Genomic DNA, 12,992 nt, shown 5'->3' on the forward strand with positions numbered 1-12,992 from the left:
AAAAACCTTAAGCTTATGTTTTAATGACCGTTTGTCGCGTAGCTATGATTAAATTGTCTATAATCAATGGCAGAAAATATTAAAAATAAAATTGAAACCGACTTTCAGTATCTGGTAGCAAGGTATGCAAAGTACCTTGTAAGCTGTGACGAGGACGGGGCATGAAGGGTAAAAAAAGCAATGGCTATAGCACTTAGACCAAATCACTTTGTGATTGCATCGAAACGCTTTAGTATCATTGGTAAACTAAGTTAAAACTTACTTGGCAACTCAATTAGTCTAAACCCCGCTACCAATCCTTTCAGCCAACACTTGCAATTTAGGTACTATCATCGCCGCATAGTCTTCGCTTTCCCAGTTAGCACTTGGGACACTGGCATTGAGTGAATAGGCATATTGCCCAGTCGCAACATCAAAGACACCAACGGCCACTGCTAATATGTCTGTAGAGAACTCACCATCTGATACGGTATAACCATGCATTTTATAATGTTCTGCGGCGTCAGATAAAGCAGCGTGCGCATGGTTATAATCTTCTGCTGATAGCTGCTCTTGTAAATTACTACGAATAACAGCCTGTCGTATTTGCGAACTAGCTGCATAAAAAGCACGTCCAATAGCGGTTCGGGCGACGGGAACGGCTGAGCCAACTTGCAAATTGACCGATAGGCGGGCAGGGCTACGACAACAAGCGTGATAGCGCATTTCCCCTTCGACTTCGGTTGCTAAATTCACCGACACCTCGTTTTGACTGGCAAACTGCCGCAATAACGGTTCAGCTGCTGCCACTAAATCATGACGACTCCACGCTGTTGCACTTAATCGTACCGCACTACTACCCAATTGATACTGTCCATGTAGCGTCACGCGCAAAAATCCAAGCGTCATCAAGGTATGAATCAGACGAGTAATCGTCGCTTTTGGCAATTTTGTCATCTGGCATAATTGCTGATGGCTAAGCGCCTCCTCATGCTCAAAAGCTGCCAATATCATTAAGCCACGTCCAAGGGCAGTGACAAATTGCCTATCGTTGTCTTCTTTACCTTGGGTAAGAGAGCTATTTAATCGATCCAATAATGGTGCAGCTACCGACATGTTTTTTCTCATTTTATAACCATCTGAATGAATAAGGGTTTACAGGACGCTAAAATTTTGCTTAAATAGTTTATATTATGAAACTAAGTTTCGCACAGCGGAATTTTGAAGTCAATAGTAAATTTAGCCAAAGCATCATATTCATCATTAATCGTCGGTCAGGATGACTGACAACAAGGAGCACCACATGGCAACTTCTAGCAGCCCACGTTTTGATTGGGAAGATCCATTTTTATTACGTGACCAGCTTACAGATGAAGAGCGCATGGTAACGGATAGTGCGCGTCAGTTTTTTCAAAAAGAGCTGATGCCGGGTATCATTCAGGCCAATCGTAATGAACATTTTGACCGCGATATCATGCGTCAGATGGGCGAGATGGGTCTTCTTGGTGTAACGATTGACGGTTATGGTTGTGCTGGTATGTCAAGCGTGGCTTATGGCTTGATTGCGAGAGAAGTGGAAGCGGTGGATTCGGGCTACCGTTCAGCGATGAGCGTGCAGTCAAGCTTGGTCATGCATCCGATACATGCCTATGGTACAGAAGAGCAGAAAGAAAAATATCTACCAAAACTGGCAACTGGAGAATATGTCGGCTGCTTTGGTCTGACAGAGCCGGATTCGGGTTCAGATCCTTCATCAATGTCAACGCGCGCGCGCGCAGTGGCAGGCGGTTATGAGCTGACTGGTAATAAAATGTGGATTACCAATAGCCCGATTTCTGATGTATTTGTCGTTTGGGCAAAAGATGATGCCGGTGACATTCGTGGTTTTATCTTAGATAAAGGTATGAAAGGGCTGTCCGCACCGAAAATCGAAGGCAAGTTCTCATTGCGTGCGTCTGTCACGGGTGAGATTGTCATGGACAAAGTGTTTGTCCCTGAAGCCAATGCTTTCCCAGATATTCGTGGTCTAAAAGGTCCGTTTGGTTGCCTAAATAAAGCCCGTTACGGTATCGCTTGGGGTTCAATGGGCGCCGCTGAATTCTGCTGGAAAGCATCACGCCAGTATACCCTTGACCGTAAACAATTTGGTCGTCCGCTAGCCGCGACACAGTTGGTACAGCTAAAACTTGCCAATATGCAAACGGAAATCACACTAGGTCTGCAAGCAGCATTGCGTGTTGGTCGTTTGATGGATGAGGACAATGCTGCTCCTGAAATGATTTCACTGATTAAGCGTAATAATTGCGGCAAAGCGCTAGAGATTGCCCGTATTGCCCGTGATATGCATGGCGGCAATGGTATCTCTGATGAGTTTCATATTATTCGTCATGTGATGAATTTAGAAGCGGTCAATACTTATGAAGGTACCCATGATATTCATGCGCTCATCTTAGGTCGTGCGCAGACTGGGATTCAGGCATTTTATTAAGCGTTGTTAGCTAATAAGTATTAGCTAATTTCCCGACCATTAACGTACGTTACTGTTGTGCTTCTTACGAAGCACTTGATAAGCAGTAGCGTGCGTTTTTTAGTTATTAGTCCTCATTTATATCTGGTTTAGCAGTACCTTTAAAGAATTAGATAAATGAGGACTAGGCACTGTCTTATCATTTTTATCATTATAAAAAATACGTTATCAATAAGGGATTATTATGACTGTCACTACAACCACACAACAGCCTGAACAAGCCAACTTTACTAATAATTCTACCGCTGATATTGCGACTGATGCGGTATCAAAAGGCGCATTGCATGGTATCAAGGTGCTTGATTTGTCGCGGGTATTGGCAGGTCCTTCTTGCACTCAAGTGCTCGCCGACCTTGGTGCTGATGTGATCAAGGTTGAGCGTCCACATATCGGTGATGAAACCCGTCATTGGGCGCCGCCAAAATTCGGCGATGATACATCCGCTTATTACGCCACCATTAATCGCAATAAAAAATCCCTTACGGTCGATATCACCACGCCTGCTGGACAAACCATCATTAAGCAGCTCGCTGAAACAAGCGATATCGTGGTAGAAAACTTTAAAGTTGGCGGTCTGAAAAAATACGGTTTGGACTATGAGAGTCTAAAGCAAAGCAATCCACGTCTGATTTATGCCTCATTAACGGGCTTTGGGCAGACAGGTCCCGATGCTGAGCTTCCGGGCTATGACTATATTATTCAAGGTTTGTCAGGGCTAATGAGCATCACTGGACCTACTGATGGCGAACCGCATAAAGTTGGCGTGGCAGTGGTAGATTTATTTGCAGGCTTGCAGCTGACGATTGGTATTCAAGCGGCGTTAATAGCGCGCCAGCATACTGGAATTGGTCAACATGTCGATGTCGCGTTACTAGACAGTGCGTTGGCAATGCTCGCCAATGTTGGTATGAATCATTTGGCATCTGGCGAGGTGCCGCCAAGACTGGGCAATGGTCACCCTAACATCGTTCCTTATCAAGTGTTTGCCGGTGCAGGGGAGGAGCATTTCATTTTAGCCTGCGGTAATGACAGTCAATTTGCCAGACTATGCCAGATGTTATCCGTAGAGTGGCATACTGACAGTCGTTTTGCGACCAACCCTCAACGCGTTGCCCATCGTGAGCTGATTTGTGAGTGGCTCATAAACGCATTTGCCGAGCATCCACGTGCATATTGGCTTACGCGCTTGCATGAGGCGGGTATTCCTTGCGGTCCTATTCATAATGTTGCAGAAGCTTTGGCTATGCCGCAAGCGCTGGCACGAGGGATGATTGTTAATTTTGCCGCGCAAGGCAGTCCGGTAAGAGCACTTGGTAGTCCCATTAAACTCTCAGGCTCGCCTGTCACCTATCGTACACCGCCACCGCGTTTGAGCGAGCATACTGACAGCACGCTTAGTAATTTGGGCTATGACAGCGATATGATCGCCAAATTGAAAGCTGATGGGATTGTTTGATTAAACCCTTGATTCTCTTGGTCGAAGGCGGTTATTACCTGCAAAAGCTCAATGACAATTTGCAGGCGTTTTTGTCAGGGCTTATAGTCAGTCCTAAATAAAATAAGGACAAATATCATAAAGTGCTACTGGTATAAATTTTTCTTTCTTTAAACATGGAAATAGCAGCGTTTAGGTTTTATTGCTAATCAATGAAACCTAAACGCTGTTCAATTTGCTTCGCCAATTCAATCAGTACAGCACTGACCTCAGCACGCTTGGACTCATATTCTGCTTGTAAAAAGCTGACTGCCATACCCGCAACCGCATTGCCCGACGCATTGCGTATGTAAGTCCCTAAGCAATACATACCATCACGCAATTGCCCATCATCCAGTGAAATACGGCTCTGCTGTATGGCAGCAATTTCATCCGCTAAAGTTTCAAAGTTGCTAACTCCGTTAGGTGTCATTGGCTCTGGAAAGATACCTTCATAAAGTGATTTGATATTATGCATCGGCAATGTTGAAAGCATAGCTTTGCCCGTGGCAGAAAATACTGCTGGTACGCGCACACCAGCACGGAAAGTAAAACCAAGCGGAGCTGGTGCTTCATGACATGCTAAAAAAACCACTTCGCCCAAATCCATTTTGGACAAGGTGACGGTGTGCTGTAATAGGATAGGATATTGCATGATAAGGTCTTTAAATAACTGCACCACCCCTTGCTGCTGCTCGTATTTACCCGCCCAATACAGCAAGTAAGAACCTAAGTGAAAGCGTCCTTCACTATCCTTATAGATGACATGCTTGGTAAGTAAGCTTTGCAAAATATTATGCGTTGAGCTACGTGGTAGCTTTAACTCTTTTGCAATATAAGCTGCCGTTAAGGGCTGCTGGCTTGCCGTGATTAAATCCAGAATTTGAAACGTTTTGTCTAGAGCAGGAACGGCGCTGGTACTCATAAGTTGCCTATTAAAATGTCAGTTAAAAAGTAAAAATAAAAAATATGTTCGAGAACTATCAAAATAACGGTTGCAAAGAGTATCGCATCGTTCTTATAATGATGTCTCATATATGGAATAGTTGTTCAGTATATTGAACAGTGCATATATTATCAATCATTATTACTGACTGCTTACGTCAATTTTTCATTGGTTTAATAGCTGTTTAAAAAGACAAGCTTATGCCAACGTTAGATAGCTTTATAAATAATAAATAAGTAATAGCGACAAACATGGAGTGTTACGATGCTAAAGACGACCCTAAATCTCTCAAACCCAGATTTGATCAAACAGCAGTGTCTTATCAAAGACGGATGGCACGCTGCCAATGATGATGCCACTATAGAAGTGAGCAATCCATTCAACGGCGATGTTATCGGTACGGTGCCAAGCTTGACGACCGCTGATGTCAATGATGCTGTTACTTACTCTCACGAAGCTCAAATCACTTGGGCCGCCAAAACCCCACAAGAACGCGCGCAGCTGCTGCAAAAATGGGCAGATCTTATCGATGCCAACAAAGAAGATTTGGCCATTATCATGACCGCCGAGCAGGGCAAGCCTTTGGCTGAATCACGCGGCGAGATTGGTTATGCCAATAGCTTTATCCGCTGGTTTGCAGAAGAAGGCAAGCGTGTTTATGGTGATGTCATTCCTGCAACCAACTCGCAATTACGCTATGTGGTATTAAAACAGCCGGTTGGCGTTTGTGCTGCCATCACGCCTTGGAACTTTCCAGCGGCGATGATCACGCGTAAAGCAGCTCCTGCACTAGCAGCAGGCTGTACTATCATTATCAAACCTGCGACTGAAACGCCATTTTCTGCCTTAGCACTCGGTGCATTGGCTGAGCAAGCAGGTATTCCTGCAGGCGTTATCCAAGTTGTGACCGGCAAATCATCTGTTATCGGCGATATTCTTACCGGCGATGCTCGCATTCACAAACTATCATTCACGGGTTCTACCGAAGTCGGTCGCACCTTAATGGCACAGTGTGCTCCAACGATTAAAAAGCTGTCATTAGAGCTTGGCGGCAATGCACCGTTTATCGTTTTTGATGATGCCGATCTTGAAAAAGCTGCTGAAGGTCTAATCGCCTCTAAATACCGTAACGCTGGTCAAACCTGTGTGTGTGCCAACCGCGTTTATGTTCAAGACAGCATTAAAGATGAATTCTTAGATATCTTTATCAAAAAAGTCGCTGAGCTAAAAGTCGGTAATGGCATGGTAGAAGGAGTCAACGTTGGTCCTTTGATTAATGAAAAAGCCTTACAAAAAGTACAAGCGCTACTAAAAGATGCGCTAGACAAAGGCGCTACCCTGATTGCTGGTGGCAGTACGAATAATGCGTCAGCCCTTGCTTACAACCCAACGGTTATCACCGATATCAGCGCTGATATGGATATTGCCAGCGAAGAGATATTTGGTCCTATCGCGCCAGTCTTTACTTTTTCATCTGAAGAAGAAGTTATTCGCGCAGCCAACGACACTATCTACGGTCTAGCAGCTTATTTTTATAGTAGCGACTATGCGCGCGCTTGGCGCGTGACCGAAGGTCTTGAATATGGCATGGTTGGACATAATACGGGCATGCTCTCAACAGAAGTAGCACCATTTGGCGGCGTCAAACAGTCTGGTTTTGGTCGTGAAGGGTCAAAATACGGCATCGAAGAATATGTTGTGACCAAATACTGGTGTTCTGACGTCAGCTAAGCTTTTCAGTTTTATTTTCTATTTTAATGGTCACATATTTAATTGTCACATAGCGCGAAACGGGGTTCAGTACTATGAATCCCAACTGTAATTTACTCTATAAACCGCCATCACTTCACTGGCATCTACGTAAAAAGAAAGAAAAGGACATTCTTATGACTACCAATCAATCATTACTTGCACGCCGTAAAGCGGTATTGCCAACCGGACTGGGTGTGGCTTTTCCTATCTTTGCCGAAAAAGCAAAAAACTCAGAAGTTTGGGATATTGAAGGCAATCGTTATATCGATTTCGTTGGCGGCATCTCAGTACTAAATACCGGTCACAGTCATCCAAAAATCACGCAGCGTGTGCACGAGCAGCTAGACAAATTCACCCATACTGCTGCGCAAATGATTAACTATGAATGCTATGTCGATCTTGCCGAAAAACTGTGTGAAAAAGCGCCTATCAGTGGCGACACCAAAGCGTTCTTCTTGACCACTGGGGCAGAAGCGGTTGAAAACTGTATCAAAATTGCTCGTGCAAAAACCCGTCGTCCAGGTGTGATTTCTTTCGTTGGCGGTTGGCATGGCCGCACGCTTATGTGCATGAGCTTGACTGGTAAAGTATTGCCATATAAAAAGAACTTTGGTCCGATGCCAGGGCCTGTATTCCATGCACTATTCCCATGCGATGAGCTGAATGTTACTGAAGAACAAGCATTGCATAGCCTTGAGATGATTTTCCAAGCGGATATCGATCCTAGTGAAGTGGCGGCGATGATTATCGAGCCAGTACAAGGTGAGGGTGGCTTCCATCAAGTCACGCCATCATTTGCTAAGTCTTTACGCGATATCTGTGATGAGCACGGCATCGTCCTAATCTTTGATGAAGTACAGTGTGGTTTTGGGCGTACAGGTACGTTGTTTGCCTGTGAACAATTGGGCGTTGAGCCAGATCTGATGACCAGTGCTAAGAGCTTGGCAGGTGGTTATCCTATTTCTGCCGTTATTGGTCGTGCTGATATTATGGATGCCCCGCAAGTAGGTGGCTTGGGTGGTACTTATGCTGGTAACCCACTTGCTTGTGTAGCCGCTTTAGCAGTCATCGAAGTCATCGAAGAGGAAAACCTACTTGAGCGTAGTATTGAAATTGGCGACAAAATTGAGTCATTCTTAAAGGGCTTAAACTTAAGTAGTATCGGACATATTCGCCATAAAGGCGCCATGCTCGCGTTTGAATTAATCGATAGTGATGGTAAGCCTGACGTTGAAGCGACGACTAACCTAAAAGCGAAATCATTTGAGCAAGGTTTATTACTAGCATCTTGCGGTATGCATGGCAATGCCATTCGTGTGATGGTGCCATTGACAGTTGAAGATGAAGTGCTACAAGAAGGTCTTGATATCATCAAAGGTATTTTGACTGCCTAAGTATTTGATAGCTTAAAGGATAACAAGTGCTAAAGATTGGGCTGTGTTTATAGTCAAATCCTAAGCAGTGTTGGTACAACGGCGCCTTGCAAGTCAAGACGCCGTTATTGTCTCCGCTATCGAGATATTAAAAATACTATCGAGCTTCTCGGCTGAGAAGTATGGAAAGATAAACATGAGGGGCAATGCCCTGTTAAATACAAAATAGTGTCACTCTAAGTGTAATGAAAAAAGATTCACACGGATGAAGCACGGACAAGGAGCAAGTTATGTCTGAATTAAAAAAATCGTTAGGGACACTAGATGTTATCGCCTTAGCATTTGGTGCAATGGTCGGTTGGGGCTGGGTCGTCTTGGCGGGTGGTTGGATTTTATCTGCTGGTACTTGGGGTGCGATGTTAGCGTTCTTCATAGGTGGGCTGGCAGTGATACTGATTGGTGTGACTTATGCTGAGCTTGCGGCATCGATGCCTATCACTGGTGGTGAGCATACTTATACCCATCGCGCGCTGGGAGTCAATGTCTCCTTTATCTGTTCATGGAGTATCCTATTTGGTTATTTCTCTGTGGTCGCCTTTGAGGCGGTTGCCTTGCCGACAGTCGTAGAATATTTTATCCCCAATTATAATCAAGGTTATCTCTGGACCATTGCTGGATGGGATGTTTATGCCACATGGGTAGGGGTTGGGATGCTAGGCTCCGTCATTGTAACGTGGCTAAATATACGCGGTATGGAAGTCAGTGCATGGTTCCAAAAAACTGCAGTACTAGGTATTTTATTTGTCGGAACCTTGCTATTTATTGGTGCAGTGCTTTATAACCCTGAAACCTCTACAGCAATACAATCGCCAGCCTTCATTGGTGGTGTCGGTGGCATGATGGCCGTCATTGTCATGGTGCCCTTTATGTTCGTGGGTTTTGACGTTATTCCACAAGCGGCAGAAGAGATTGATTTAACTCGTCCTAATATCGGTAAGTTTTTGATTATTTCTATCGTCGTTGCGGTGATGTGGTATGTGGGTATCGCTTGGAGCGTGGGTACGACGTTGCCACTGGTACAAGCAGAAAGCTCAACCCTGGCTACTGCTGATGCCATGACCAATGCTTGGCAAGGCAAATGGGCAGGTATTTTACTGGTTATTGGCGGTGTACTTGGTATTTTATCTAGCTGGAATGCGTTCTTAATCGGCGGTAGTCGCCTGCTTTATGCTATGTCTAAAGCCCGTATGTTGCCAGCCTTTTTAGGTAAATTACATCCAAAATACAATACACCTTCAAATGCGATTCTCCTCATTGGTGGTTTAGCAACGCTAGCACCCTTGTTTGGTCGCAAGATGTTGGTTTGGATCGTTGATGCAGGCGGTTTTGGTATCGTGATTGCTTATACCTGTGTTGCTATTTCATTCTTGGTACTACGCTACCGCGAGCCTGATATGGTACGTCCCTTTAAGATACCAGCAGGTAAGCTTGTCGGTATGATAACGATTGCGCTTAGCTTTGGTTTATTGATGCTATATATGCCAGGTATGCCATCAGCACTGACTGCTGTTGAATGGTGGATTTTCTTTGGCTGGACCGTCTTAGGTATTGTGTTATATAGCTATGCAAGGATTAAATATCCAGGTATTAGTGAATCGATTATGGCAGAAGAGCTGCGTGAATTAAAAATCGTCAATCAATTGTGGTTAAAAGATAACCCACCTAAGCGCTAAGTTTTTCGATAAGATGTTTTTTCATTAATGATCATTCAACAAAAAGCCTAACATTCAATGTTAGGCTTTTTATTATTCTAAAAATTACTCTGTCAATTAAGACTTATCACGAATCAACTTATAGTTTAAAAATTCAGTGATACCAAGGGTACCAAGCTCGCGACCAAATCCAGAGCGTTTAACGCCGCCGAATGGGGTATTGGCCTCACTACCAGAAGGCGCGTTGATAGTCACCATACCGACATCTAATTGCTCAGCAATCTCTGCTGCCAATGCTGCGTCTTGAGTTTGAATTGAAGCACCTAGACCAAATGGTACGTCATTGGCAATTTTGATAGCATGCGCAATGTCATTCGCTTTGTAGATAACGGCGACAGGACCAAATAGCTCCTGACGATAGACATCCATTGAGTCATCGACATCTGCCAATACCGCAGGGGCAAACCAAGCACCTGGCTTGTCTTTAACGATGCCACCCTCGACTAATACCGTTGCACCGGCTTTGACAGCACTGTCTAACTGCTCTTGCAAATTGTTTGCTGCCGCCTTCGAAGACATCGGGCCAATGAAAGTATCTTCATTTTGTGGATCAGCTAGGGTCATGCCACGTACGGCATCGGTAAAGCCTTTAACAAACTGGTCGTACACGCTTTCAACGATGATTAAGCGTTTAGCAGCATTACAAGCCTGTCCAGTGTTACCAAAACGACCTACGATTGCACCTTGTACGGCCTGCTCGATATCAGCATCCGCCGCAACGATAAAAGCATCGGAGCCACCAAGCTCTAAAACGACCTTTTTGAGGGCGCCACCAGCTACTTTTGCAACTGCTTGTCCTGCACGTTCAGAACCTGTCAACGAGACGCCTTGCACTCTGGTGTCTTCAATAATAGTCGCTGCTTGATCGTTGGTAGCGAAGACATTGTTATACACGCCACTAGGTAAGCCGGCGTCTTTTAGAATATCAACGATAACTTCTGCGGTGTTAGGGCACTGCGGCGCATGTTTTAAGATAATGGTGTTACCTGCCATCACGTTTGGTGCCACAAAACGAGCTACCTGATAATGCGGGTAGTTCCATGGCATGATGCCAAGTAAAACGCCAACAGGGAGTTTTTTGACTGAGGCAGAACCTTGATCCACATCAATGGTATTTGGTGCTAATAGTTGCTCACCGTTATCTGCATAATAGCGATAAATTTGAGCAACCAGTTGGAGCTCACCCTTTGCTTGTGCGAGAGGCTTGCCCATTTCGTTGGCAACGATACGTGCTAGCTCATCTTGGCGCTCAATATAGATGTCAGCTATTTTATTTAATAATGCACTACGTTCGCTAAGCGAGGTCTTTTGCCAGTCTTGATAAGCATTATTTGCTTGCTCAATAGCGTTTTGGATATCTTGTTCAGTGGCGGTAGGGTAAGTGGCTTCTACTTCACCAGTGGCTGGGTTATTGACTTGATAATCGCTCATAGTTATGTCCTTTTTTAAAATATTATTGGGTTCAAAATCCATTTGGGTCTATATTTTTATGCGGCTGCTTTTAGTTAATACTTTTAGTTGCTGCTTTTAATTGATGATTTTGGTTGCTGCTGCGTAATGCAATGAATATTGCCGCCACCAAACACAATCTCTTTCGTTCGTACTCCCACTACCTGATGTTGAGGAAAGACTTTTTCAAGCTGCTCGATAGCGAGTGCATCATTTATATCATCATATTGCGGTACGATGACAGCGTCATTACAAATTAAAAAATTGGCATATGAGGCAATACAGACGTCACCCGTTAAGCGCGCCTTGGCATCATCAGATTGTTCAATATCATAATGTTCAGGCAAGGTGACAGAGTTTTTGGTACAGCAAAGCTTATGGACTTTTAAACGTCTGCCTTTTGCATCAGTCATATTTGAGAGCTGCTCATAGGCTTTTTGCGTTGCCTCATAAAACGGATGCTTAGGGTCGTCAGTAAACAAGCAAACCACTTCACCAGGGCGCGCAAAGCAGGCGATATCATCAATGTGACCTGTAGTCTCATCAGGATCAATACCGTCATCAATCCACAGCACTTTTTGCACATTAAGATAGGCTTTTAGCTTGTCTTCAATTTGATCTTCGGTTAGGTGCGGATTACGCCCTGGGCTTAGCAAACACATGCGTGTAGTCAGAACAGTGCCTTCACCATCGACGTGAAATGCGCCGCCTTCCATGACAAAGTCATCCGTTCGATAGCGTTTGATATCTAGATGGTCACATAAGCGTTCAGCCAACTTATCATCGTCATCCCACGGCGAGTATAGTCCATCATAGTCGCCGCCCCATGCGTTGAATGTCCAATCACAAGCGCGTAGCCCACCTTTATCATTGATTAAAAATGTCGGGACAGTATCACGCGCCCAAGCATCGTTGCTGGGCATCGATATGAGGTCGATATCAGCAGGTAGACTGTCACGGCATGATTGATAATCATCAGGATTGACCAGTACACCAACTTCACAAAATCTGTTGATTGCCGATGCAACATCAGCATAAGCTTTCTGAGCAGGAATGGCTTGCTGTCGCCAGTTATCAGCACGGTAAGGCCATACCATCCATATTTTTTGTATCGGCTCAAATTCTGCTGGCATGTAAAAGCCGTCTTGTTGTGGTGTTGAGCCAGTGATTAATCGGTTCGGTAATAATGACATATAGAGCACCTTATTTGACGACTTTTTTTAGCGATGAGTGGAAAGAGCCTAAAGCTCGAGTGGTGGTTACGCCAAAAGATTTGATAGAGCTGAGCGAGCCGAGCAGTAGAGTGTCTCTAAAGCAGGTATATAACTGTAGCACCACCAAGAACCTGGGTTTTTTGATCGAAACTTATCAGCCAAACAGCTCAACGGAAGAAAAAATTGCTCATGAAGGTGAAGAAATCGGTACCGTCATCGAAGGTAAAGTGTTGATTCGTATTGAAGAGACAACCTACTTATTAAATGAAGGTGACAGTTATGTGATCGATACGATTAAACCGCATACTTTTATCAATCCTACTGACGGCGTGACTCGTATCGTTAGTGCGCATACGCCAACGACTTACTGAACAAAAATCAGCATAAGCTTTTATACAGTGATAGGTCCATATATTAATGTATTTTCAAAAGCGTATGATTATTGAACATACAGGATTGCCTTTTACTCACGCTATTTTCTACTAGAAAGTAGCGTTTTTTGTATG

General features: G+C 44.3%; 10 protein-coding genes. 6 read left to right on the forward strand and 4 right to left on the reverse strand.

Annotation, left to right across the window (positions count from 1 at the left end; translation table 11 throughout):
- Positions 1-279 precede the first annotated feature (279 nt).
- On the reverse strand, positions 280-1,095 hold the full coding sequence (locus VLA57_RS08195; protein WP_333954803.1) for an IclR family transcriptional regulator: 816 nt from the start codon (positions 1,093-1,095) through the stop codon (positions 280-282).
- 187 nt (positions 1,096-1,282) lie between these two features.
- Here VLA57_RS08195 and VLA57_RS08200 point away from each other — a divergent pair, with 187 nt between their 5' ends.
- Together VLA57_RS08200 and VLA57_RS08205 are read left to right on the forward strand one after the other, a co-directional pair.
- Positions 1,283-2,467, forward strand: coding sequence for an acyl-CoA dehydrogenase (locus VLA57_RS08200; RefSeq protein ID WP_133105326.1), 1,185 nt, complete (start codon positions 1,283-1,285; stop codon positions 2,465-2,467).
- Between the two features lie 223 nt (positions 2,468-2,690).
- Complete coding sequence (locus VLA57_RS08205) at positions 2,691-3,962, forward strand: CaiB/BaiF CoA transferase family protein (protein ID WP_133105327.1); 1,272 nt, start codon at positions 2,691-2,693, stop codon at positions 3,960-3,962.
- A gap of 184 nt (positions 3,963-4,146) precedes the next feature.
- Here VLA57_RS08205 and VLA57_RS08210 read toward each other — a convergent pair whose 3' ends face one another.
- Positions 4,147-4,905 (reverse strand): IclR family transcriptional regulator, encoded by a 759-nt coding sequence (locus tag VLA57_RS08210; RefSeq protein ID WP_011513163.1) that lies wholly within the window; start codon positions 4,903-4,905, stop codon positions 4,147-4,149.
- Positions 4,906-5,190: 285 nt separating this feature from the next.
- Between VLA57_RS08210 and VLA57_RS08215 the strand changes: the two genes are divergently transcribed.
- The 3 genes from VLA57_RS08215 to VLA57_RS08225 all read left to right on the forward strand — a co-directional run bounded on the left by VLA57_RS08215 (position 5,191) and on the right by VLA57_RS08225 (position 9,784).
- Positions 5,191-6,657, forward strand: a complete 1,467-nt coding sequence (locus VLA57_RS08215; RefSeq protein WP_133105328.1) for an NAD-dependent succinate-semialdehyde dehydrogenase — start codon at positions 5,191-5,193, stop codon at positions 6,655-6,657.
- A gap of 155 nt (positions 6,658-6,812) precedes the next feature.
- Positions 6,813-8,072 (forward strand): 4-aminobutyrate--2-oxoglutarate transaminase, encoded by a 1,260-nt coding sequence (gabT, locus tag VLA57_RS08220; RefSeq protein ID WP_133105329.1) that lies wholly within the window; start codon positions 6,813-6,815, stop codon positions 8,070-8,072.
- A 269-nt stretch (positions 8,073-8,341) separates the two neighbouring features.
- Positions 8,342-9,784, forward strand: a complete 1,443-nt coding sequence (locus VLA57_RS08225; RefSeq protein ID WP_133105330.1) for an APC family permease — start codon at positions 8,342-8,344, stop codon at positions 9,782-9,784.
- 96 nt (positions 9,785-9,880) lie between these two features.
- Here VLA57_RS08225 and VLA57_RS08230 read toward each other — a convergent pair whose 3' ends face one another.
- The gene (locus VLA57_RS08230; protein ID WP_133105331.1) at positions 9,881-11,254 is read right to left on the reverse strand and encodes an NAD-dependent succinate-semialdehyde dehydrogenase; all 1,374 of its coding nucleotides are present in this window, start codon (positions 11,252-11,254) and stop codon (positions 9,881-9,883) included.
- Between the two features lie 83 nt (positions 11,255-11,337).
- A complete protein-coding gene (aguA, locus tag VLA57_RS08235; protein ID WP_133105332.1) occupies positions 11,338-12,465 on the reverse strand; it encodes an agmatine deiminase in 1,128 nt (375 codons plus the stop codon).
- A 14-nt stretch (positions 12,466-12,479) separates the two neighbouring features.
- Here aguA and VLA57_RS08240 point away from each other — a divergent pair, with 14 nt between their 5' ends.
- On the forward strand, positions 12,480-12,857 hold the full coding sequence (locus tag VLA57_RS08240; protein ID WP_227673000.1) for a cupin domain-containing protein: 378 nt from the start codon (positions 12,480-12,482) through the stop codon (positions 12,855-12,857).
- Positions 12,858-12,992 lie beyond the last annotated feature (135 nt).

The sequence above is a fragment of the Psychrobacter sp. S4(2024) genome, assembly GCF_036861305.1.
Lineage (GTDB): Bacteria > Pseudomonadota > Gammaproteobacteria > Pseudomonadales > Moraxellaceae > Psychrobacter > Psychrobacter cryohalolentis.

Coding starts and splice junctions, on each gene's coding strand:
- VLA57_RS08205 (WP_133105327.1), top strand. CDS start 2,691: ATGACTGTCACTACAACCACACAACAGCCTGAACAAGCCAACTTTACT.
- VLA57_RS08230 (WP_133105331.1), bottom strand. CDS start 11,254: ATGAGCGATTATCAAGTCAATAACCCAGCCACTGGTGAAGTAGAAGCC.
- VLA57_RS08195 (WP_333954803.1), bottom strand. CDS start 1,095: ATGTCGGTAGCTGCACCATTATTGGATCGATTAAATAGCTCTCTTACC.
- VLA57_RS08210 (WP_011513163.1), bottom strand. CDS start 4,905: ATGAGTACCAGCGCCGTTCCTGCTCTAGACAAAACGTTTCAAATTCTG.
- aguA (WP_133105332.1), bottom strand. CDS start 12,465: ATGTCATTATTACCGAACCGATTAATCACTGGCTCAACACCACAACAA.
- VLA57_RS08215 (WP_133105328.1), top strand. CDS start 5,191: ATGCTAAAGACGACCCTAAATCTCTCAAACCCAGATTTGATCAAACAG.
- gabT (WP_133105329.1), top strand. CDS start 6,813: ATGACTACCAATCAATCATTACTTGCACGCCGTAAAGCGGTATTGCCA.
- VLA57_RS08225 (WP_133105330.1), top strand. CDS start 8,342: ATGTCTGAATTAAAAAAATCGTTAGGGACACTAGATGTTATCGCCTTA.
- VLA57_RS08200 (WP_133105326.1), top strand. CDS start 1,283: ATGGCAACTTCTAGCAGCCCACGTTTTGATTGGGAAGATCCATTTTTA.